The sequence below is a fragment of the Microbispora sp. NPDC049633 genome, assembly GCF_040675265.1.
Lineage (GTDB): Bacteria > Actinomycetota > Actinomycetes > Streptosporangiales > Streptosporangiaceae > Microbispora > Microbispora maris.
The window spans coordinates 1-20,833 of the sequence record NZ_JBFAOO010000096.1; the positions used below are offsets into that span (position 1 = coordinate 1).

The window sequence follows — 20,833 nt, forward strand, 5'->3', positions numbered from 1 at the left end:
CCGGCCGACCGCGCCGCCGCCCGAGTCCGCGCCGCCCGAGTCCGCGCCGCCGACGACGGTGGACACGCTCCGGCAGGCGTACGAGTGCGTGCTGGACGACTACTACAGCGGGCCCTCGCTGGATCCGAAGCTCCTGCTGCGGGACGCTCTCGCCGCGTACACGCAGGAACTGATGCGGCGCGGCGCCGACGCGGCCGGTCTCCGCCTGCCCGCGCTGACGGGGAACCGCGACGCCGACTGGGCCGCGTTCGCCGGCGTGATCGGCTCCGGCCACCCGGACGCGCTGCGCGCCGCGATCACCGGCATGGTCGCCGGGCTGCACGACGACCACGCCCGGGTGATCAGGCCGACTCCCCCACCCGAGGGCGGGCCGACCGGAACGGGCATCGTGGGACTGTCGGCCGCGCAGGGGCCACAGCTGGATCCGGCGGCCCGGCCACCCCTGTTCATCACCCGCGTCCTGCCCCGCAGCCCGGCGGACCGCGCCGGCGTCCGGCCCGGCGACATCGTCGTCGAGGCGGGCGGGATGCCGGCGTTCTTCGGGGACAAGGTGAACCAGAACCTCGTCGAGGCGTTCACCTCCGACACCGTGCGGCTCACGCTGAAGCGGCCCACGACGGGACGCGTCACGACCGTCACACTCACGGCTGGGCCCGTCGGGGAGCAGGAACCGGCGGTGACGTCGAAGACGCTGCCCGGCGGCGTCACCCACGTCAAGGTGCCCGGGTTCTTCGAGGGCGCGGCCGACCAGGTGATCGCCGCGCTGCAGGGCGCCACGAAGGCCGCGGTCATCGACGTGCGCGGCAACGGCGGCGGGTCGCCGCGCGAAGTGAACCGGCTGCTCGGCGCGTTCGCGCACGGGAAGGTCACCGGCTACTTCTGCCCGCTGACCGGCGAGTGCACGGCCAACCGCACCGACGACTCCGTCCCGCTGCTCGGGCTGCGCCTGGTCGTGCTCACCGACCGCGCCTGCGCGTCGGCCTGCGAACACTTCAGCTCGGCCGTGCAGGACGACGGCCTCGGCGTTCTCGTCGGGACCCGCACCGCGGGCGCGATCTCCGGCCCGAGCGAGCCGTACCTCCTCGGCGACGGGAGCGTGCTGCTGCTGCCCAAGGTCCGGCACCTCGGTCCCGCCCGGGAGACCATCGACAGCATCGGCGTCCCCGTGGACCACTACGCCCCCATGACGGCGCTCGACCTGGCCAAGGGCCGCGACCCCGGCCTCGCCAAGGCGCTCGGTCTCCTCTGACCGTGGACAGGACCCGTGGCCGTCTGTCACCATCGACGACATGATCGTTGGAAAGGACGACGCCACCCGCATCCGGTGAGCGTTCTCGCGCAGCGGGAAGCTGCAGCACTCCGCGGAGAATGGCTGGGCCGCGTGTTGTCGACGCGGCCCGCCGACCGTCCGGCCGCAGAGGCCGCCATCTCCGGGCTGTACGGCCTGATCGGGCTCGCTCCGCCCCGGTTCCACTGGGTCCCGTCACCGCTCACGGCCCTGACGACCCTCCCGCCCGGGGTGCGTCCACGTCCCGCCGAGGACGCGAGCCGGGTATCCGACTGGCCTCTCACCCGCCGGTTCCAGGCCGTGGCGACGGAGCTCTGCCTGGACCTCGACCTGCGGGTCCGCCCCAGACACCGGACTCTGGACGGCTGGATCCGCCGCGACGTGCGCGCGCCGCTCGAACGCTCCGCGGACGGCGCGTTCGTCAGGCCGGTCCTGGCCGCGCACGCACCACACCTCCCCCGGCCCGACTGGTACCGCACTCAGAGCGCCTTCTGGGCCGCCCACTACGACGCCCTGCGGCAGGCGGGGGTGGTCTTCCCTGCCGGGCAGGCGCGACAGCTCGGCCTGTGGGCCACCGCGGCCGCCTCCTGCGGCCCGTGGTGGCCCCGGCAGGACGTCTGCGTCGTGTCCGAACGGCCCACCGTCCTCCGTACGGAGGTGTGGGGGGACGACGGCGAGGTTCGGCCGCACTGCGCGGACGGCCCGGCCGTGCGGTACGCCGACAGCTGGGAGGTGCACGCCTGGCACGGCACACTCGTGCCTCCCTGGGTGATCACCGATCCGTCCGTCGAACGCATCGAGCGGGAGGAGAACGTCGAGGTCAGGCGGTGCGCGATCGAGCGCGTCGGCTGGGACGCCTACATCGGGCGGGCCGGGCTGCGCCCGGTCGCCTCCGCCCCCGACCCCGGCAACCCCGGCCACTTCCTGCGGCTCTACGACCTGCGCGGGCAGACCAGGGTGCTCCTCGCGGTGAACGGCTCCGTCGAACGCGACGGCACCCGCCGCCGGTACGGGCTGACCGTGCCGGGCTACTTCCGTGACCCGGTCGCGGCCGCCGGCTGGACCTACGGGCTGTCCGCCGAGCAGTACTCCCTTCTCGTCCGCCGAACCTGAGGTGATCTCCATGACTGTGACTCTGGCTTCCGCGACTCTGGCATCCCTGTCCCACCGGACCGGACTCGCCGTGCTCGACCATCTCGAACGGTCGGCGCGCATCCCCGTCGTCGACGGGCTCCACGCCCAGGGCGACCTCATCGTCGTCCCGCTCCCGCTCATCGCGTCGTCCGTGCAGGCCCGGCCGCGGGCCCGGTGGACCGACGTGCCGCCCGAGGGGGTCGAGCTGCTGCGCGGCGCCGCCGGCGGCAACCCGCACACGCTCGTCGCCGACCCGGGCACCTGCCGCTGGACGGCGGACGTCGCCGACGCCGAGGGCCTGGCGCTCGGGATCTTCGAGGCCTCGTCCGTCGTCTACCTGCTGCATCCCGAGCACGGCGGGACGGGCTGCGCCCCGGGCGCCTACGTCGTACGGCGGCAACGCGAGCAGTGGTCCCGCGGATCGGACCTCGTGGCACGGCTCGTGGCGGACTGACGCCTCACAGAAGAAACCGGGCTCGGGGACGTGGTCCCCGAGCCCGGTTCTCGCTGATCCGGCGCCTCAGAGCTGCTCAGAGCGTGAGACCCGTGAGCACCATGACCTTCTCGTAGGTGAAGTCCTCCATCGCCGAGCGCAGCCCCTCGCGGCCCACGCCCGACTCCTTGACCCCGCCGTACGGCATCTGGTCGGCCCGGTAGGACGGCACGTCGCCGATGATGACGCCGCCGACCTCGAGCTCGCGGTTGGCCCGGAAGGCGACGTCCAGGCTGCGGGTGAAGACCCCGGCCTGCAGGCCGTACCGGGAGTCGTTGACCGCGGCGAACGCCTCGTCGACCGAGGCGACCCGCTGCACGATCATGACGGGCCCGAAGACCTCCTCGCACGCCACCTTGGCGTCCGCGGGCACGTCGGCCAGCACGGTGGGGGTGACGGTCGCGCCCTCCCTGGTGCCGCCCGCCAGCAGGCGCGCCCCGGCGGCGACGGCCTCGTCGACCCAGCTCTCGACGCGGATCGCGGCGTCCTCGCTGACGAGGGGGCCGACCTGCGTCTTGTCGTCCGCGGGGTCGCCGGTCACGAGCGCGCCGACGGCCGCGACGAGCTTGTCGGTGAACGCGTCGGCGACCGTGTCCTCCACGAGCACACGCTGCACGGCGATGCAGCTCTGGCCCGCCTGGTAGTTGGAGAAGAGCGCCACCCGGCTCGCCGCCCAGTCGAGGTCGGCGTCGGCCAGCACGACCGCGGCGGCGTTGCCGCCGAGTTCGAGCGTGACGTGCTTGCGCGGAACGCTGTCCAGGATCGAGTAGCCGACCGGGCCGGAGCCGGTGAAGGAGATGACCGGCAGCCGCGGGTCCTCCACCAGCGCCGCCGCCCGGTCGTTGGGCACGGGCAGCACCGAGAACATGCCCTCGGGCAGATCGGTCTCGGCCAGGATCTCGCCGAGCACGAGCGCGGAAAGCGGAGTCGCGGGCGCGGGCTTGACGACGATCGGCGCGCCGACGGCGATGGCGGGAGCGACCTTGTGCGCCACCAGGTTGAGCGGGAAGTTGAACGGCGTGATCGCCAGCACCGGGCCGTGCGGCACGCGGGAGACGTAGGCGAGCCGTCCCTGCGCCGCGGGCTCGGTGTCGAGCCGCTGCACCCCGCCGCTGAACCGGCGGGCCTCCTCGGCGCCGAAGCGGAACGTCGAGATCGCGCGGCCCACCTCGCCGCGCGCCCAGAAGATCGGCTTGCCGTTCTCGGCGCTGATGAGCTGGGCGATCTCCTCGGCGCGCTCGGTCAGCCGCCGGGCCACATGGGCCAGCGCCTCGGCGCGTACGTGGATGGGCAGCGCGGCGGCCTGCTTGCGCACGGCGTCGGCTGCGGCCACCGCCTGCTCGACCTGCTCGGGGGTCGGCACCGAGTGGACGCCGACGACCCTGCCGTCGTGGGGGTTGGTCACGGCCTGCTCGGCGTCCCCGGTGACGGGGCGACCGGCGAGCCAGAAGGGGCGGGGATCGGAAGTGCGGCCTACGTCCATGTCTTCACGCTATGCCTATGGCGGGAGGCGGTCCCTACGCCGGACGGGCCAATCGCCGCCCTCCGTCACGCCATCGTGGACAACTCTCAGATGTCACAGATGCGCGGCAATTTCATGATGTTTTCTGTTTCACTGCGGTTTGAAGGCGGAGCGGCATGGTTAAGTCATCATCCGGGTCTGTCGCGGGACCCCCAATATGAGAAGGGCTCGTCGCTGATGGGTACGCCGGCGCCGCTCGGTCTTCAGGGTGCCTACGCACGTGGCCATCGCAGCAACTACGACGAGTTGCGCACCCGTCTCCTCGACGTCGCCAACGGGCTGCTCGCCAAGGCCGGGCCGGAAAGCCTGACCGTACGCAGGATCGCCGCCGAGGCCGGCTGCTCGACCCAGGTCATCTACACGATGTTCGGCAGCAAGGAGGGCCTGGCCGAGGCGCTCTACCTGGAGGGCTTCGAGCGGTTCCGGCGCAGGCTGGAGGCGGTGCCGAAGCGCGACGACCCACTGGAGCACCTGAGCCTGCTCGGCCCCGCGTACCGGGAGGCGGCGCTGGCCGAGCCCGGTTACTACAGCCTGATGTTCGAGCGGGCCATCCCCGGCTTCGTGCCGAGCGAGCGCGCCCGCACGCTCGCGAGGGCCGCGCTCAACATCGTGGACCGGGTGATCGCCGACTGCATCTCCTCCGGTCACCTCGTGCCCACCCAGCCCCGGAAGATCGCCGATGCGCTGTGGGCCGCGGCTCAGGGCGCGCTCGGCCTGGAACGTGCCGGACACCTGCCGGACGGCAAGACGTACGAGATCGTCACGAACGCCACCATCCGCTCTTTCCTCGCCCGCCGCCCCTCTGCCTGAAGCCGTTTCGAGCTCGGCCTGAGCTAGAGGCACAGCGCGATCCACAGCTCGGCCCGGACGGCGGGATCGTCCAGATCACGGCCGAGCAGTTCGCTCACCCGCTTCATGCGGTAGCGGAGGGTGTGCCGATGCACGCCCAGACGCTGGGCCGCCGCGTCCCAGTGGCCGTTGCTGGCCAGGTAGGCGCGCAGCGACTCGACCAGATCGGCGCGCGAGCCGTAGTCGCGGAGCGGCGCGAGGATCGCCGCGGCGAACGACGCGGCGGCGGCCGGGTCGATCAGCGACAGCAGCCCGCGCCCGGCCAGTTCGCTGAAGCGCGCCACCGGCGATGCCGAGACGAGCGCCCGTCTCGCCTGGTCGAGAGCACGGTCCAGGGCGCGCTCGGGGGCACGGTCCAGGGCGCGGTCGGGGGCACGGTCGAGAGCACGGTCCTCCCGGGCCTCCGTACGCGCCTCCTCCCGGACCTCCTCCCGGGCCTCCGCACGCGCCTCCGCAAGGGGGTCGGTCCGGCTCTCCGGGCGGCTCTCCACCCGGTTGTCCGTCCGCGCGGAGGCCGCGATCTCCACGCCGGGCACGCTGACGCCCACCCGGCCGTGCCGCGCGGCCAGCGCGACGACCTCGTCGGCGCGGGAATCCGGGGCCAGCACGACGAGCAGCCCCTCCCAGTGCGCGGTGAAGCACGAGGGAATCGCCCGCGACGTCGTCCCGGCGGCCGGCCCGCGCTTCGCCTCGTGGGCGCCCGCCGCGACAGGCCCGCGCCCACCGGCGGAGTGCGGCGCCGCGCCGGTCAGGGCCTCCGTCAGCGCGTCGGGGTCGGGGGTGTCGCAGGCGAGGACCGTGACCGGCTCCCGGGGCAGCCGCATGCCCAGGGCCGCCAAGGTCTCCGCCGCGGCCCGCGCCTCACCGGCCAGCAGCAGGCGGAGCACCGCCGAGCGCACGCGCGCCGCCGCCGACCGCTGCTCCCTGCCCTGTTCCAGCGCGAGCGTGAGCAGGGATCCGGCCGCGTTGACGACCGTGTGCGCGATGGGCGCGAACGGCCGCGGCGAGCCCACCGCGAAGAATCCCCTGCGGCCGAGCGGCTGGACGACGACATGCTCGTCCGGGGTGGCCAGCGCGAGGCTCGACAGCGACGGCGCGTTCCGCAGCCGGGCGATCTCGGGCTCGAGCGACCGGGCCGTCTCTCCCGCCCAGTCCGCCGCCGCGCCGCGCGTGCCTGCCGGACCGGCGCGGCGGCCGGTCGCGTCGGCGGCGTGCCGTACGGCGCCCGAGGGGTCCAGGAGCAGCGCCCAGCCGCCGATCTCCCGCGCCAGCCGGTCCACCACGGCCACCGGCCCCTCGCGCTGCAGCGCGGCGCGGGTGAGCCTGCCCTGGGCCGCGAAGGCGCGGCTGATCTCCTCGTACTGCTCCCCGGCGAGCAGGTCGCTGACGGCCTTGCCGATCGCGATGAAGGGGGTGTCCCTCGGCACCTCGACCAGCGGCAGCCCGGCGGCCTCGGCCGCCTCCGCGAACCCGGGCGGCACGGCCTCGTGGCTCAGCCCCACCCCGAACCCCAGCCCGGTGACGCCACGGGCCACGAGGCGGGAGACGTACGGCACGGCGTCGCCGGCGGACAGGCGCATGCCGGTCGTGAGCACCAGTTCGCCGCCCTCCAGGAACGGCGTCGGATCCTCCAGCTCGCTCACCGCGACCCAGCGGACCTGCCGGTCGAGACCGCTCCGCCCCGCGAGGACCGCCAGCTGGAGCGGTACGATCGCGGTGATCCGGCGCAGCGTGGGTGCCACCGCTCTTCCCCCCGAACAACCGGCTTGTCCTTACCGGCCAAAAGTACGCCTACATTCTCACATAGCGGCATATCGGCAGGTGGCGGCGGCGGTCGTACGGTCTCAGGTATGAGCACTGCCACCACGCACGGCGGCCCGCAGCTCCCCCAGGAGCGCCGCCTCGTCACCGAGATCCCCGGCCCGCGGTCCCGCGAGCTGTTCGCGCGCAAGCAGTCCGCCGTGCCCCCGGGCATCGGCACCACGCTGCCCGTCTTCGTGACCCACGCGGGCGGCGGTGTGATCGTCGACGCGGACGGCAACTCGCTGATCGACTTCGGCTCCGGCATCGCCGTGACCAACGTCGGCAACGCCGCCCCCCGGGTCGTCGAGCGCGTCCAGAAGCAGGTCGCCGACTTCACGCACACCTGCTTCATGGTCGCCCCGTACGAGTCGTACGTCGCGGTGTGCGAGAAGCTCAACGAGCTCACGCCCGGCGACCACGAGAAGCGGACGTTCCTGGTCAACAGCGGCGCGGAGGCCGTCGAGAACGCGGTCAAGGTCGCCCGGCACGCCACCGGGCGGCAGGCGGTCGTCGTCTTCGACCACGGCTACCACGGCCGCACGCTGCTGACGATGACGCTGACGGCCAAGAGCATGCCGTACAAGCACGGGTTCGGGCCGTTCGCGCCCGAGGTGTACCGGGTGCCGCTCGCCTACCCGTTCCGCTGGCCGACCGGCCCGGACAACTGCGCCGAGGAGGCCGCGGCGCAGGCGATCGACATGATCAACAAGCAGATCGGCGCGGAGAACGTCGCGGCGGTGGTCATCGAGCCGATCGCGGGCGAGGGCGGCTTCATCGAGCCGGCCCGCGGCTTCCTGCCGAAGATCGTGGAGTTCTGCCGCGCCAACGGCATCGTGTTCATCGCCGACGAGGTGCAGACGGGCTTCGCCCGCACCGGCCACCTGTTCGCCTGCGAGGACGAGGGCATCGTCCCGGACATCATCACCACCGCCAAGGGCATCGCCGGCGGCCTTCCGCTGGCGGCGGTGACCGGCAGGGCCGACCTGCTCGACCACGTCCACAGCGGCGGCCTCGGAGGCACGTACGGCGGCAACCCGCTCGCCTGCGAGGCGGCCCTGGGCGTGCTGGAGACCATCGAGCAGGACAAGCTCGTCGAGCGGGCCCGGCACATCGGCGAGATCATGCTGCCCCGCCTGCGCGCCATCCAGGAGCGCAACCCGATCATCGGGGACGTGCGCGGGCGCGGCGCGATGATCGCCGTCGAGCTCGTGGTGCCCGGCACCAAGGAGCCCTACCCGGCCGCCGAGATCGCGCGCAGGTGCCACGAGCAGGGCCTGCTCGCGCTCACCGCCGGGACGTACGGCAACGTGCTGCGCTTCCTGCCGCCGCTCGTCATCCCGGACCACCTGCTCGAGGAGGGCCTCTCCATTCTGGAGAAGGCACTCAACGCGGAGTAGACCGTTTAAACAACACCAAAAGGGGCACCCGGTCTGTTCCAAGGTGTCCCTTTTGTTGTTGTACGGCTTGCGTTATGCCTCGATTTAACCATCGCTTGGCCCGACTCGCGCCGATCACGAAGGGTAATCGCGTTATAACGGTTCCGATAGGCGATCGAGGGGGGACTTTGATGGGCTGGAACCCGAACGGCGCCGAGCGGCTCATGCTGACGTTCGACCCTGCCGGCCTCACCATCACGCAGCGCGACGGCGACGCCTGCGTCGTCTGCCACAAGAAGTGGCCCCGCCCCCGGGTCAAGGTCGGGATGCTGCCCGACAACGCCCCCGTCCACGCGTGCGACGACTGCGCCGAGGCCCTGCTGCCCGCCCCGGAGGGCAAGGTGCCGCTGCCCCGCCGCTCCCGGGCGGCCATGTCCTGACCCCGTTCCGCGGGCGGAGGGCCGTGGCCGACGATTGCCGACGACATACCGGGAGTGATGGACGGGGCGGTCGAGAACGCGTACGCCGCGGGCACCTACTCGTCGCGGTCACGGCGATCCTCCAGCAGGCGCGGCAGGATGCCCAGAACGCCGCCCCCCGCGGCGCCGCCGCCGAGCAGCGCGGTAGGCCAGGGGGCACCGGCGGCAAGGGCCAGCGCGCAGGCGATCGCCGCCACCAGGGCGGCACAGACGAGCAGGACCAGCAGGGGCAGAGGGATCATTTCTGTCGCTCCTGAAGCGGGTTCAGGGTGCCGGCGGTGTGGTCGTCGGCCCAGAACTCGATGAGTTCCGCGCTGGACAGCTCGCAGGGAGGCCGGTCGGGCGGAATCCGCCCAGTGGCCAGCGCCCAGGTCGACACCAGCAAGATGAGCAACTGCCGCTCATCACACCGACCCCGGTCAGGTCGAGGGCCGGGCCGTGCGCCGGCGCAGCGCGGGGATGCGTTCGGGGCGGCACGCGACATGGGCTCGACTTTCACTTGGGGGATTGGACGGGCCCTACATTGACCCCGACCGGACCGGGGCCGCCACCACATCGGCACTGTCCGGACAACTCCGGATCATCTGGGTGCCACACGGCCGCCGTCCGCGCGCCGCCGCCGATTCACCCTTCCCATAGGCGAGCCCGTCCCACGCCGGTCGACATCATCCGCCCTCGTCCCGTCCCATCCGGAGCCGTCCGGAATCGTCCGGCGACGTTCGGAGCCGTCCGGGGTTGTCCGACGAGGCAGGCCCGACAGGATTTCCGGATGAGGTGGGATATGCCAATCATGCGAACATCAGTCCCGCCGTGATGCCACCATGACCATCAGCAAGCGCTTCCGTAATTTGTGGATCACTCTTCTTGCGGCTGAGGCGATGACCGAAGAAGCTCTCGTCGCGGCGTGCCGCGCCTTCCTCGCGCAGCTGAAAACGCTGCACGACCAGGCAGGCTCTCCCACGATGTCCGAATTGAAGAAATTGTCGGGCGGTACTGGCGATAACGGACGCCAACCCCGACCTCTGGCCAGGAGCACCACGCACGACATATTGCGCGGAAGGCGGAAAAGGGTCCCCAGCTGGCCATGGGTGGCCTCGTTCGTGACCGCCTGTCGCGCCGCGGCGGAGCAGACCGGGCTGCCGACCGAGACGATGGGCACGCTGATGGACTGGCACGCCCGCTGGTGCGCCGCCCGGGCCGGCCAGACTGCCGCCGCCCTCGACGGCGAGCCGCCGGGAGAGCCGTCGGCAGAACCGGCGAGGGAGCCGATGCCGCCCGCGCCCCCGTCGGCGCCCGCGGCCGACGACGAGCCCCCGCCGCCCGCCGAGGACGCGGGACAGCCGGGCGAGCACGCCCAGCGCATGCTGGAGATATACGGCCGGACGGGGGTGCGGCTGATGAAGGACTACCCGTTCGACGTGAAGGTCGGAGTGAGCCTGGCAGTGACCGCGTTGCTGCGCGGACACACCCAGGAGGGCGTCCAGCGTCTGATGGAGGCCGCCCAAGCCGGCCACCGCGACGCCTTGGAGTTGCTGTCACATCCACGCCGGCACCAGATGGCCGCCGACTACGCCTACCGCTGCGGCCGCAGCTATCAGCGTGACGACCGGATCGAGGTCGCGATGTTCTTCTACCGCATGGCCGCCGACCCGGGAGGCCATCCGGAAGCCGCATACCAGCTGGCGCTCATCCACCAGGACAAGGGCGAGGGCTGGACGGCCGCCTACTGGTTCCGTATCGCGGCCGCCAGGGGCCATCACCTGGCGACCGCTGCCTTCGACGGCATATCCGAACAGCTCAGCCACGCCCCACCCGGTGAGAGCTGGATGCTGCCGGCCGACATGGTCGATTCGTCGCAGCCGCCGCCTCCGTTCCTGGCCGGCGATCCGCCCGCGTCGTTGATGTGACCGCCTGGTTCGGCGGCCGTACCCGCCCGGCGCCGCCGCGTGGGGCGGACGGCGCGGCCCCGGGGCCGCGCCGCCCTGGATCTCTTCTCTCACGTCATTTCTATCGGTAGCGATTAGATCACTTCTCGTGAATTGCGGATTTCGCGTTCGCCGTCATGGGATGCCCGGAGCGTCCTCAGGTCGTCAAATCCTCCAGGTGGGCGGCCAGCACCGCGCTGACGCGCTCGGGCGGCATCGACTCCGGCCGGGCCAGGACGTGCACGGTCAGGCCGTCGATGAGGGCGCGCAGCCGCGCCGCCTCGAACTCGGCGTCCCGATGCCCGGCGAGCTCCCCCTCCGCGGCGAGCGCGCCGATGGCCGAGGTCGCCGCCTCCACCAGACCGTCGTCCGCGTGGCGCAACCAGGCGGCCGCGACCGGGTCGCCCTGGGCCCGCGCGGTCAGCTGCAGCCAGACCTCGGCCTCCGCGCGCCGTTCCGCGTCCATGGGCAGCAGCTCCTCGAGCAGGCGGCGTACGGCGACGCGGACGGGTCCGTCGAAGACGGTGTTCGCGATGCGCGCGCGGACCCGCGCGATGACGTGCTCCATCGCGAAGGCGAGCAGCTCCGCCTGGGTCGAGAAGTAGTGCCGCAGCGCGCTCGGGGACCAACCGGCCTCCGCGGCGATGCTGCGGACGGTGGCGGCGCCGACGCCGTCCCGGCGCACGACCCGCCACAGCGCCTCGGCGATCTCCTCACGCCGCATCTGGCGATCCACGATCTTCGGCACAGATCCTCCAGCCACGCGAGTCGCGATTTTTTATAGCACAATGTGTGAGAAACCTTCGTAGCACACCGTGCGAAAAAAGGAGCCGGCATGCTGTTGGGTCTGATCGTCGCCTGCGAGGTCGCGTTCTGGGTACTCCTGGTCGCGGGCCTCGCGGTCCGATACCTCCTGCGCCGGCGGCGGCTCGGCGGCCTGCTGCTGCTCGCCGTCCCCCTCGTCGACCTGGTCCTCCTCGTGGCGAGCGTCGTCGACCTCCGCGGCGGCGGCCGGGCGGAGCTCACGCACGGGCTGGCCGCGGCCTACCTGGGGTTCAGCGTCGCCTTCGGGCACGACTTGGTGCGGTGGGCCGACGCCAGGTTCGCCCACCGCTTCGCCGGAGGGCCGCCGCCGGATCGGCGCAAGCGTTACGGCAGGGAGCGGGCCCGGTACGAATGGGTCGCCTGGGGCAAGGGCATGATCGGCTGGGCCGTCGCCTGCGGGCTGCTGCTGGCCGGCGTCGCTCTCATCGGCGACCTCGACCGCTCGGCCGCGCTGCTGGCATGGGCCGGCCGCCTGACGTTCGTCATGGTGGTCTGGCTGGTGTTCTGGCCGGTCGCCTGCACCGTCTTCCCCACGCGCCCGCCCCGGGACGCCGGGACGCACGAATTCCTCAGCGGCGGAACCGGGCGCTGACCGTCCTCGCGTGCGCCGCCGCGGCCGGGCGCCGTCCGTCAGGACACGACGCGCGACCAGCGCTCCACCCACTTGTCGTACGTCTCGGGCCGCACCGCGAAGTAGACGCCCCGGAACGCGCGGGAGGTGCCGACGCGGTAGTCCAGGCAGATCCGGCGGGCCGCGCCGGTGCACGCCGCAGGGTTGGCCGGGGCGAGGCCCGTCCAGACGGACACCTTGCGCTGCACGTCCGCCGACATCGTGAAGTCGAGCCATTTGTACGCGCACGACGGATGCGCGGCCTGGGCCGACATCATCCACGCGTCGGCCCAGCCGGTCACCGGCCGGTCCGTCAGAGCCCTGACCGGCTTGTGCCCCCGCCTGAGCACGTCCAGGTGGTACGGCGTGCCCTGCGCGAGCCGCGCGGACCCGGTCGCGAAGGCCTGGACGACCTCGACGGGATCGCGCCAGAAGACGCGGCGGCCGTCCTCATCCGAGGTGACGAGCCCGGCGGCGGCGTCGAGCTGGTCGTCGGTGAGGTCGAACGGGTCCTTGATGTCGGCGCCGGCGTCCCCGCCTCGGGCCTTGAGCACCAGCGCGGCGTCGGCGAGCGCCAGCGGGCGGTCCCGCAGCAGCACCGGGCCCTTGTCCTCGAAGAGCGACTCCGGCCCGTCGGGACTGACCTTGCGGGCGTCGTAGAGGACCTCGTTGGTCGCCCAGACGTACGGCACGCCGTACACCCGCTCGTCCCGGGTCACCGACGGCAGCGTCCGCAGCCGCTTGGGGATCTTGTCGTAGCCCTGCAGCAGAGCGGTGTTGAGCGGAGCGGCCCTGCCCTCGTTCATCAGCCGGCCGCCCACCTCAGGCGTCGCCGAGATCACGTCGAACGACGACGGCGGGAAGTCGCCCGGCTTCTCCTCCTGGCGGGGGTCGTAGTAGCGCAGGCTGACCTTGCAGCCCGTCTCCTTCTCGAACGTGCCGACCCACTTGACCTTGGGGTCGACGCCGCCCCACTCGGCGTACCCGTCGATCGCGACCACGCTGAGCGTCCCCTCGCCCGGCCCGAGGGACGCGGCGGGGGTGGGCGTGGGGCCGGCGGAGGACGGACCGGGGCCGGTGCTGCGGGACGCGGTCGCCGCGGCCGCCGAGGTGCCCGGCGTCGCCACCTCCGTCTCGGGCGCGGGCCCGCCGCCGCAGGCGGCCGCGAGCAGACCCGCGGCCGCGACCGTCACGACCAGGTGTGTACGGCGCACGCACGACCCCCAAGACAGAAGACGGACGCCCCGAGCCTACTGGGCCGCACCGGCTTGGGGCGTCGCCCGCCGCGTCAGGCGTTGGTGGGGAAGCCCAGGTTCACGCCGCCGTGGGAGGGATCGAGCCACCGCGAGGTGACGACCTTGCCCCTGGTGTAGAAGTGGACCCCCTCGGTGCCGTGCACGTGCGTGTCGCCGAACAGCGAGGCCTTCCAGCCGCCGAAGCTGTAAAAGGCCATCGGCACCGGGATCGGCACGTTGACGCCGATCATGCCGACCTCGACCTCGTTCTGGAAGCGCCGGGCCGCGCCGCCGTCGTTGGTGAAGATGGCCGTGCCGTTGCCGTACTCTCCGGTGTTGATCAGCTCCAGGCCCTCCTCGTACGAGCGGACGCGCACGATCGACAGCACCGGGCCGAAGATCTCCTCGCGGTGCACGCGGGAGTTGGGCGGCACGTGGTCGAGGACGGTCGGGCCGAGCCAGAAGCCGTCCCCCCGGCCGCCGCGCACCGGGGTCTCCCGGCCGTCGACCACGAGCTTGGCCCCCTCCTCGACGCCGAGGTCGAGGTAGGACGCCACCTTGTCCCGGTGGGTGGCGGTGACGAGCGGGCCCATCTGCGACTCGGGGTCGTTTCCGGGGCCGATCTCGAGGTCCCGCACCCGCGACACGATCTTCTCGACCAGCTCGTCGCCGATAGGGTCGACCGCGAGCACCACGGAGATCGCCATGCACCGCTCCCCCGCCGAGCCGAAGCCCGCCGAGACGGCGGAGTCGGCGACCAGGTCGAGGTCCGCGTCGGGCAGCACGAGCATGTGGTTCTTGGCGCCGCCGAGCGCCTGCACCCGCTTGCCGTGGGCCGTGCCGGTCTCGTACACGTACCGCGCGATCGGGGTGGACCCGACGAACGACACGGCCCGTACGGCCGGGTGCTCCAGCAGCCGGTCCACCGCCACCTTGTCGCCCTGGACGACGTTGAACACGCCGTCCGGCAGACCGGCCCGCCGCCACAGCTCCGCGAGCAGCAGGGACGCGGAGGGGTCGCGCTCGGAGGGCTTGAGCACGAAGGTGTTCCCGCAGGCGATGGCCACAGGGAACATCCACATCGGGACCATCGCCGGGAAGTTGAACGGCGTGATGCCCGCCACCACGCCGAGCGGCTGGCGGATCGAGTAGGAGTCGACCCGGGTCGAGACGTTCTCCGAGTAGCCGCCCTTGAGCAGATGGGGGATGCCGCAGGCGAACTCCACGACCTCCAGTCCGCGGGCCACCTCGCCGAGCGCGTCGGAGTGCACCTTGCCGTGCTCGGCGGTGATCAGCGCGGCCAGGTCGTCGCGGTGCGCGTCGAGCAGCTCGCGGAACCGGAACAGGACCTGGGTGCGCTTGGTGAGCGAGGCGTCCCGCCACGCGGGGAAGGCCCGCGCGGCCGCGTCGACCGCCGCGTCGACCTCCTCGGCCGAGGCGAGCGACACCTGCCCGCTCACCGCGCCGGTGGCGGGGTCGAACACCTCCGCCGTACGGCCGGCGCCCTCGATGAGCGTGCCGTCGATCCAGTGGTTAACGCGCTTCATCGTTGACGACCTCCAGAGCGGTGACGAGGATGCCCAGGCCCTCGCGGGCCTCGTCCTCGGTGAGGGTGAGCGGCGGCGCCATCCGCAGCGTGTTGCCGTACAACCCGCCCTTTCCGACGAGCAGGCCGAGCTTCCTGGTCTCCTCCAGGAAGCGGGCGGCGAGCGCCGGAGCGGGCGCCTTGGCGGCCGGATCGACCAGTTCGACGGCGAACATCAGCCCCTTGCCGCGTACGTCGCCGACGACGGGCAGCCGGGGGGCCGCCTCGCGCAGCCCGCTGATGATGATCTCGCCGGTCCTCGCGGCGTTGGCCTGCAGGTCGTGGTCGAGCACGTAGTCGAGGGTGGCGTTGGCCGCCGCCATCGAGATCGGGTTGCCGCCGAACGTGGCCACGCCGGCGGCGTGCGGGCCGTCCATGAGGTCGCCGCGCGCCACGACTCCGCCGACCGCGAAGCCGTTGCCGAGCCCCTTGGCGAAGGTCATCATGTCCGGCGTCACGCCGTGGTTCTGGATCCCGAAGAACGCCGAGCCCGTACGGCCCCAGCCGGTCTGCACCTCGTCGGAGATGAACAGGATGCCCTCCTCGTCGAGGACCTCCTTGTACGCCGCGAACAGCCCGTCGGGGGCCATCGTGAACCCGCCGACGCCCTGGATCGGCTCGGCGATGAGCGCGGCGACGTCCTTGGTGACGGCCGTGGCGAGCACGTGACGCAGGTCGTCCACGCAGGCGGCGATGTAGTCGGCGTCCGACATGCCGCGGAACTGCGCCAGATGCTTGTCGGCGCCGTGCAGGAAGTGCACGTTGAGCGGCGACAGCGAGTTGTTCTTCCAGGACCGGTTGGAGGTCACGCTGACCGCGCCGAAGGACCGGCCGTGGTAGCTCTGCCGCATGGCGAGCACCTGGTCGGACCCGCGGGCGTAGGTGGCAAGCAGCAGGGCGGTCTCGTTGGCCTCGGTGCCGGAGTTGGTGAAGAAGACCTTGGCGTCCGGGATGCCGGACAGGCGGGCGATCTTCTCGGCCAGCTCGACCTGGCCGCGGATGAGGTAAAGCGTCGAGGTGTGGACGACACCGGTGGCGAGCTGGCGCTCGACGGCCTCCCGCACCTCGGCCACGTCGTACCCGATCATGTTGGTGAGGATCCCGGCGAAGAAGTCGAGATAGCTCTTCCCGTTCGCGTCGACGACGCGGTTCCCCTTGCCGCCGACGATCTCGATGGGCTCGTTGTAGTACAGGGCCATCCAGTTCGGCATGACCGCGCGATGGCGTGCGAGAAGGTCCGACATGCTCTGAAGTATCCCGGCTGACGGGTGACCGGCTCACCCGTCAGCCTGTCTGGGATACCGCGAAATTCCCTTACACAGTGGTGGGCGCCGCGGTCTCCCGCGCGGCAGCCGTTCCCGCGGCCTTCCCGCGCAGGACCAGCAGCGCGACCAGGGCCGCCGCGAGCGAGCAGCCCGCGCCCACCCACGAGCCGACGGACATCGCCGACACGAACGCCTCGCGTCCGGCGGCGGCCACGGCGGCGTCGCCGAGGTTCACCGCGACACCGATCGACTCGCGCGCCGCCGGCGGCGCCGACTCCGGCATGGCCGCGGTGTACGCGCCGGCGAGCACGCTGCCGAGGACGGCCACACTGAGCGCCATGCCCACCTGCTGCACCGTGTCGTTGAGCGCGGAACCGACCCCGGCGCGCTCGGGCGGCACCGCCCCCATCAGTGTGGCGTACGACGCGGGACCGGCCAGGCCGCCGCCCACCCCCATGACCATCAGGCCGGCGATCAGCGTGCCGTACCCGCCGGTGAGCGTGGACAGCAGCACGAACCCGGCGGCCATGACGACCAGGCCGGTGACGATGAGCGTCCGGTTGCTCACCTTCTTGCCGAGCGCCGCGCCCAGGCCGTTGAACACCATGGCGGCCACCACGTACGGCAGCAGCGCGAAACCGGCCTTCAGCGGGTCGTAGCCGAGGACGAACTGCAGATACTGCGTGATGGCCAGCATCAGCGCGCCCGCGCCGAACGACAGCAGCACGATGGAGAAGCACGCGCCGCTGAACGAGCGGTCGCGGAACAGGCCGAGCGGCAGCATGGGATGGGCGGTGCGGCGCTCCCACAGCACGAACGCCAGCAGCGCGGCCGCCGAGAGCGCCACGGTCAGGGGGTTGAAGTGCCCGCCGGGCGCCGAGATGACGGCCCAGACCAGCCCGCCCATCCCGGCGGTGGACAGGATCACGCCGAGCGGGTCGGCCCGCCGCGTCTCGCCGTACGTCTCCGGCATGAGCGCGAAGGCCGCGACGATCGCCAGCACCGCGATCGGCACGTTGAGCAGGAAGACCGACCCCCAGTAGTAGTGCTGGAGCAGGAACCCGCCGATCGTCGGCCCGGCGATGACGCCGACCATGGCGACCGAGCTCCAGGCGGCGATCGCCTTGCGCCGCTCGCTCTCGTCGAACACCGTGATCAGGATCGACAGGGTCGACGGCATCACGCAGGAGCCGCCGACGCCCATCAGCGCGCGGGCGGCGATGAGCTGCCAGGGCTCGGTGGCGAGCGTGGCCGCCAGCGAGGCCCCGCCGAAGAACGCCAGGCCGATCACGAGCATCCGCCGCCTGCCGTACCGGTCGGACAGGCTGCCCGCGGTGAGCAGCAGGCCCGCGAACACCAGCACGTACGCGTCGATGATCCACTGCACGTCGGACGGCGTGGCGCCCAGGTCGCGCATGAGCGACGGGATCGCCAGGTTGAGGACGGTGTTGTCCACCACCAGGGTCAGCAGGCTCAGACAGAGGACGCCGAGGATCCACCAGCGTCGGGGATGAGACATGAGAGTCACCTCGAACAGTGTGCGAGTACTGTCGGACACTGTACGACCGAATCGAACGCCGTGCGAGCGAATATTGTGAGGCCGTGTCAGCGAAGCCGTTCTCCTCGGTCTGGACCCGCGAGCGCAAGGGTGCGCGCGAGCAGGGCCTCAGTCGTGACCAGATCGTCCGCGCGGCCGTGGAGCTGCTCGACGCCGAGGGCCTCGACGCGCTCAGCATGCGCAAGCTCGGCGCCCGGCTCGGCGCGGGGGCGACCAGCCTCTACTGGCACGTGGCGAACAAGGACGAGCTGCTCGAACTCGCCATGGACGAGGTCTATGGCATGGTCAGCGTGCCGGACGACGCCGGGTGGCGGCAGGCGGCCACCGCCTTCGCGTACGGCCTGCGCGGCGCGATCCTGGAGCATCCGTGGAGCGCGAGCCTGATCGGCGCGCTGCCCGCGCTGGGGCCCAACGCCCTCGCCGCGGCCGACAACCTGATGGCCGCCTTCGCCGAGGCGGGGTTCGGCGGCATGGACGGGGACTACGCGGTGGCCGCGGTCGTCGCCTTCACGCTCGGAGCCACCGTGCCCGAGGTGGCCTGGTCGAGGGCGGCGGTCGAGGCCGGCACCGACCACCTGGAGATGCAGCAGGCCATCGCGCCCGTGCTGGAGAAGCTGGCGTCGGAGCGCCCGCGACTGCGCGAGCGCTACCAGACATACGTGGGCAAGAGCTTCGATCCCGCGATCGCGCGGCGGCTCAGCTTCGACTTCGGGCTGACGGCCCTGCTGGACGGCCTCGGCATGCGCCTGCGCTGAGAACAGGGCCTCAATGTGTCAGCTACTGGGGGGTCATCCTTACATAATGATCAGGTAGCCTCTGAGCATGCTCCCCACGGTCGCCGACGTGCTCGCGCTGGACACCGTCCGGCGTGGCAGCCCCCGGGTGGTGGCGGGCGGCGACCGGCTAGACACCAGGGTCCGATGGGTCCACGTGGGCGAGGTGCACGACATCGCCCACCTGTTACGCGGCGGCGAGCTGGTCCTCACGACCGGTGTGGCCCTGCCGAGCGAACCCGACAAGCTGGCGGACTACATCTGCGAGCTGGCCGCGGTCGGCGCCTCGGGCCTGATCGTGGAGCTCGGCCGCAGGTTCGTCCGCGAGCTGCCGAGGGCGGTGGTGAAGGCCGCGGAGGAGCACGGGCTGCCCCTGATCACGCTGGCCCGCGAGACGCCCTTCGTGCAGATCACCGAGTCGGTCCACGCGCGGATCATCGACATCCAGCTCCAGGAGCTGCGGGCCTCCGAGCAACTGCACGAGGTGTTCACCGAGCTGTCGGTCGAGGGCGCGTCCCCGGCGGAGGTGCTCAACCAGGTCGCCCGGTTCTCCGGCCGCCCGGCGCTGCTGGAGAACCTGGCCCACCAGGTCCTGGCGTGCGACGCCGCCGGCGGCGACACCGGAACCGTGCTGGCCAACTGGGAGACCAGGTCGCGTGCGGTGATGCCGGCCGAGCGGACCGCCTACGACGCCGCCGCCGGGTGGCTGGTGACCATGGTCGGCGCCCGCGGCCAGGACTGGGGCCGGCTCATCCTGCTCTGCGACGGCCCGCCCAGCCCTCGCGACATCGTGCTGGCCGAGCGCGCGGCGACGACGCTCGCGCTCAGCCGCCTGCTGGAGCGGCACCAGGAGTCCCTGGAGCGGCAGGCGCACGGGACCATACTGACCGGCATCCTCACCCACGCGTACGCCGACCCCGACGAGGCCGCCGCCCGCGCCCGCGCCGTCGGCGTCCCGCTCACCGGCCGCAGGCTCGTGAGCGCCGTCATAAGGCTGACCGCGCCCGCCGGCACCGCGCTGGGCGAGCAGGCCAGGCTGGGCGAGCTCGCCGAGGCCGGCGCCGCCGCCTGCCGCGAGGCCAAGCTGCCCGCACTGGTCGGGGCACTGGACCAGAACCGCGTCGGAGTGCTGCTGCCGCTGCCGCCCCGCATGGCCGCGGAGACGGCGCTCGACTCGCTGGCCGAGCGCCTGCGGGCGAACTTCGCCACGCCGTTCGTGCTGGCGGCCGGCTCGGTCGTCGAGTCCATCAAGGACGTACGGCGGAGTTTCCTGGAGGCCGAGCAGGTGGCGGAGGTGGCCGTGCGCCAGCCCGACGGCCGGCCGTTCTACCGGCTGCCCGACCTGCGGCTGCGCGGCCTGCTGCACCTGCTGCGCGACGACGCCCGGTTGCAGACCTTCGCCGAGCGCGAGCTGGGGGCCCTGCTGGCCCACGACGCCCAGCGGCACGGCGACCTGACGAGGATCCTGCGCGTCTACCTCGACGCGGGACGCAACAAGGCGGTGGCCGCGCAGAGGGCCCATCTGTCCCGCCCCGCCTTCTACGACCGCCTGCGGCGGCTCGAACGCGTCCTCGACACCGACCTCGACGACGTCGAGTCGTGCCTGTCGCTGCACGTCGCGCTGCTGGCTTTGGAGACCTTCCGCCGGGAGACCACCTGAGGCGAGCTCTCCGCACGGCGTACTCGACGACCGGGGCAGACGATTTGACCCGTTAAGGCCTTCCCTGGGCAGCTCCTCGCGGACTTGCTGACACCCAGAAAGTAGGTATGTCGTCCCGGGTGTAAGGTCTATCGCCCCTGACTACTTTTCGTATGCTCGCGCTCACGGGATGAATCGTGCTTACCTCGAAACGTGCCCACGATGAGCGAACCCAAAATCAGCCCGACGGTCGTGGTACGGGCCCTGTCCGCGCGTTTCCCCGAATGGACCATCTGGTGGGGCGAGGCCACCATGCACTACTGGGGCATGTCCCGGCGGCGGGACGGACTGCTCGTCCATATCGAGGCCCGGTCCGCGCAGGAGTTCGTGCAGCGGGCACGGGAAATCGACGCCAACACCCCTTAGTGCGCTTATATGCATGAATGTCCGATTCGACATGCGAGAGTTACCGAA

Annotated in this window: 21 protein-coding genes; 11 read left to right on the forward strand and 10 right to left on the reverse strand. The window is 72.0% G+C overall.

All coding sequences use genetic code 11. The features are described 5' to 3' along the window. The 3 genes from AB0J39_RS23490 to AB0J39_RS23500 all read left to right on the forward strand — a co-directional run. On the forward strand, window positions 1–1,249 hold a 1,249-nt coding region (locus AB0J39_RS23490), incomplete at its 5' end, for a S41 family peptidase (protein ID WP_363468221.1). Between the two features lie 132 nt (window positions 1,250–1,381). Further along, complete coding sequence (locus tag AB0J39_RS23495; RefSeq protein WP_363468223.1) at window positions 1,382–2,401, forward strand: DUF6745 domain-containing protein; 1,020 nt, start codon at window positions 1,382–1,384, stop codon at window positions 2,399–2,401. A 10-nt stretch (window positions 2,402–2,411) separates the two neighbouring features. Next, complete coding sequence (locus AB0J39_RS23500; RefSeq protein ID WP_363468224.1) at window positions 2,412–2,876, forward strand: hypothetical protein; 465 nt, start codon at window positions 2,412–2,414, stop codon at window positions 2,874–2,876. A gap of 76 nt (window positions 2,877–2,952) precedes the next feature. Here AB0J39_RS23500 and AB0J39_RS23505 read toward each other — a convergent pair whose 3' ends face one another. Beyond that, window positions 2,953–4,398, reverse strand: coding sequence for an aldehyde dehydrogenase family protein (locus AB0J39_RS23505; RefSeq protein ID WP_363468225.1), 1,446 nt, complete (start codon window positions 4,396–4,398; stop codon window positions 2,953–2,955). Between the two features lie 216 nt (window positions 4,399–4,614). Here AB0J39_RS23505 and AB0J39_RS23510 point away from each other — a divergent pair, with 216 nt between their 5' ends. Further along, a complete protein-coding gene (locus AB0J39_RS23510; protein WP_363468226.1) occupies window positions 4,615–5,247 on the forward strand; it encodes a TetR/AcrR family transcriptional regulator in 633 nt (210 codons plus the stop codon). Between the two features lie 23 nt (window positions 5,248–5,270). Here the strand turns inward: AB0J39_RS23510 and AB0J39_RS23515 are convergent, their stop codons facing one another. Then, complete coding sequence (locus AB0J39_RS23515) at window positions 5,271–7,028, reverse strand: PucR family transcriptional regulator (RefSeq protein WP_363468228.1); 1,758 nt, start codon at window positions 7,026–7,028, stop codon at window positions 5,271–5,273. A 108-nt stretch (window positions 7,029–7,136) separates the two neighbouring features. Here AB0J39_RS23515 and gabT point away from each other — a divergent pair, with 108 nt between their 5' ends. Both gabT and AB0J39_RS23525 read left to right on the forward strand, forming a co-directional pair. Continuing rightward, complete coding sequence (gabT, locus tag AB0J39_RS23520; protein ID WP_363468230.1) at window positions 7,137–8,486, forward strand: 4-aminobutyrate--2-oxoglutarate transaminase; 1,350 nt, start codon at window positions 7,137–7,139, stop codon at window positions 8,484–8,486. A gap of 170 nt (window positions 8,487–8,656) precedes the next feature. Continuing rightward, complete coding sequence (locus AB0J39_RS23525; protein WP_183535616.1) at window positions 8,657–8,905, forward strand: hypothetical protein; 249 nt, start codon at window positions 8,657–8,659, stop codon at window positions 8,903–8,905. A gap of 95 nt (window positions 8,906–9,000) precedes the next feature. Here AB0J39_RS23525 and AB0J39_RS23530 read toward each other — a convergent pair whose 3' ends face one another. The 3 genes from AB0J39_RS23530 to AB0J39_RS23540 form a co-directional block, all read right to left on the reverse strand. Next, window positions 9,001–9,186 (reverse strand): hypothetical protein, encoded by a 186-nt coding sequence (locus AB0J39_RS23530; protein ID WP_357039304.1) that lies wholly within the window; start codon window positions 9,184–9,186, stop codon window positions 9,001–9,003. Continuing rightward, on the reverse strand, window positions 9,183–9,338 hold the full coding sequence (locus AB0J39_RS23535; RefSeq protein ID WP_363468232.1) for a hypothetical protein: 156 nt from the start codon (window positions 9,336–9,338) through the stop codon (window positions 9,183–9,185). Before AB0J39_RS23535 ends, AB0J39_RS23530 begins: the two co-directional genes overlap by 4 nt. A gap of 394 nt (window positions 9,339–9,732) precedes the next feature. Further along, window positions 9,733–9,885 (reverse strand): hypothetical protein, encoded by a 153-nt coding sequence (locus AB0J39_RS23540; RefSeq protein ID WP_363468234.1) that lies wholly within the window; start codon window positions 9,883–9,885, stop codon window positions 9,733–9,735. 159 nt (window positions 9,886–10,044) lie between these two features. On the opposite strand from AB0J39_RS23540, the gene AB0J39_RS23545 reads away from it, so the two are divergent. Then, window positions 10,045–10,851, forward strand: coding sequence for a hypothetical protein (locus tag AB0J39_RS23545; protein ID WP_363468236.1), 807 nt, complete (start codon window positions 10,045–10,047; stop codon window positions 10,849–10,851). A gap of 175 nt (window positions 10,852–11,026) precedes the next feature. On the opposite strand, the gene AB0J39_RS23550 is transcribed toward AB0J39_RS23545, so the two are convergent. Further along, window positions 11,027–11,617, reverse strand: a complete 591-nt coding sequence (locus AB0J39_RS23550; RefSeq protein WP_363468237.1) for a TetR family transcriptional regulator C-terminal domain-containing protein — start codon at window positions 11,615–11,617, stop codon at window positions 11,027–11,029. 87 nt (window positions 11,618–11,704) lie between these two features. Between AB0J39_RS23550 and AB0J39_RS23555 the strand changes: the two genes are divergently transcribed. After that, window positions 11,705–12,286, forward strand: a complete 582-nt coding sequence (locus AB0J39_RS23555; protein WP_363468239.1) for a hypothetical protein — start codon at window positions 11,705–11,707, stop codon at window positions 12,284–12,286. A gap of 38 nt (window positions 12,287–12,324) precedes the next feature. Here the strand turns inward: AB0J39_RS23555 and AB0J39_RS23560 are convergent, their stop codons facing one another. From AB0J39_RS23560 to AB0J39_RS23575, 4 genes are all read right to left on the reverse strand, one after another. After that, window positions 12,325–13,518, reverse strand: coding sequence for an extracellular solute-binding protein (locus tag AB0J39_RS23560; protein WP_363468241.1), 1,194 nt, complete (start codon window positions 13,516–13,518; stop codon window positions 12,325–12,327). 74 nt (window positions 13,519–13,592) lie between these two features. Next, window positions 13,593–15,086: a CoA-acylating methylmalonate-semialdehyde dehydrogenase gene (locus tag AB0J39_RS23565; RefSeq protein ID WP_363468243.1), complete on the reverse strand. Its 1,494-nt coding sequence runs from the start codon at window positions 15,084–15,086 to the stop codon at window positions 13,593–13,595. After that, window positions 15,073–16,368 (reverse strand): aspartate aminotransferase family protein, encoded by a 1,296-nt coding sequence (locus tag AB0J39_RS23570; protein WP_363468245.1) that lies wholly within the window; start codon window positions 16,366–16,368, stop codon window positions 15,073–15,075. The genes AB0J39_RS23565 and AB0J39_RS23570 overlap by 14 nt, the downstream gene beginning before the upstream one ends. 70 nt (window positions 16,369–16,438) lie before the next feature. Next, window positions 16,439–17,908 carry an MFS transporter gene (locus tag AB0J39_RS23575; RefSeq protein ID WP_363468247.1) on the reverse strand — a complete coding sequence of 490 codons (1,470 nt, stop codon included), beginning with the start codon at window positions 17,906–17,908 and terminating at the stop codon, window positions 16,439–16,441. Between the two features lie 83 nt (window positions 17,909–17,991). Here AB0J39_RS23575 and AB0J39_RS23580 point away from each other — a divergent pair, with 83 nt between their 5' ends. The 3 genes from AB0J39_RS23580 to AB0J39_RS23590 all read left to right on the forward strand — a co-directional run bounded on the left by AB0J39_RS23580 (window position 17,992) and on the right by AB0J39_RS23590 (window position 20,785). Next, window positions 17,992–18,702 carry a TetR/AcrR family transcriptional regulator C-terminal domain-containing protein gene (locus AB0J39_RS23580; protein WP_363468249.1) on the forward strand — a complete coding sequence of 237 codons (711 nt, stop codon included), beginning with the start codon at window positions 17,992–17,994 and terminating at the stop codon, window positions 18,700–18,702. A gap of 67 nt (window positions 18,703–18,769) precedes the next feature. After that, entirely contained in the window at window positions 18,770–20,380 is a 1,611-nt protein-coding gene (locus AB0J39_RS23585) for a PucR family transcriptional regulator ligand-binding domain-containing protein (protein WP_363468251.1), read from the forward strand. A 201-nt stretch (window positions 20,381–20,581) separates the two neighbouring features. Next, window positions 20,582–20,785: a hypothetical protein gene (locus AB0J39_RS23590; protein WP_363468253.1), complete on the forward strand. Its 204-nt coding sequence runs from the start codon at window positions 20,582–20,584 to the stop codon at window positions 20,783–20,785. Window positions 20,786–20,833: the final 48 nt, after the last annotated feature.

What these genes read in the sequence shown, in the direction of transcription:
- AB0J39_RS23530 (WP_357039304.1), bottom strand. Translation starts at nt 9,186, where the DNA reads ATGATCCCTCTGCCCCTGCTGGTCCTGCTCGTCTGTGCCGCCCTGGTG.
- AB0J39_RS23585 (WP_363468251.1), top strand. Translation starts at nt 18,770, where the DNA reads ATGCTCCCCACGGTCGCCGACGTGCTCGCGCTGGACACCGTCCGGCGT.
- AB0J39_RS23555 (WP_363468239.1), top strand. Translation starts at nt 11,705, where the DNA reads ATGCTGTTGGGTCTGATCGTCGCCTGCGAGGTCGCGTTCTGGGTACTC.
- gabT (WP_363468230.1), top strand. Translation starts at nt 7,137, where the DNA reads ATGAGCACTGCCACCACGCACGGCGGCCCGCAGCTCCCCCAGGAGCGC.
- AB0J39_RS23575 (WP_363468247.1), bottom strand. Translation starts at nt 17,908, where the DNA reads ATGTCTCATCCCCGACGCTGGTGGATCCTCGGCGTCCTCTGTCTGAGC.
- AB0J39_RS23510 (WP_363468226.1), top strand. Translation starts at nt 4,615, where the DNA reads ATGGGTACGCCGGCGCCGCTCGGTCTTCAGGGTGCCTACGCACGTGGC.
- AB0J39_RS23505 (WP_363468225.1), bottom strand. Translation starts at nt 4,398, where the DNA reads ATGGACGTAGGCCGCACTTCCGATCCCCGCCCCTTCTGGCTCGCCGGT.
- AB0J39_RS23500 (WP_363468224.1), top strand. Translation starts at nt 2,412, where the DNA reads ATGACTGTGACTCTGGCTTCCGCGACTCTGGCATCCCTGTCCCACCGG.
- AB0J39_RS23525 (WP_183535616.1), top strand. Translation starts at nt 8,657, where the DNA reads ATGGGCTGGAACCCGAACGGCGCCGAGCGGCTCATGCTGACGTTCGAC.
- AB0J39_RS23590 (WP_363468253.1), top strand. Translation starts at nt 20,582, where the DNA reads ATGAGCGAACCCAAAATCAGCCCGACGGTCGTGGTACGGGCCCTGTCC.
- AB0J39_RS23565 (WP_363468243.1), bottom strand. Translation starts at nt 15,086, where the DNA reads ATGAAGCGCGTTAACCACTGGATCGACGGCACGCTCATCGAGGGCGCC.
- AB0J39_RS23570 (WP_363468245.1), bottom strand. Translation starts at nt 16,368, where the DNA reads ATGTCGGACCTTCTCGCACGCCATCGCGCGGTCATGCCGAACTGGATG.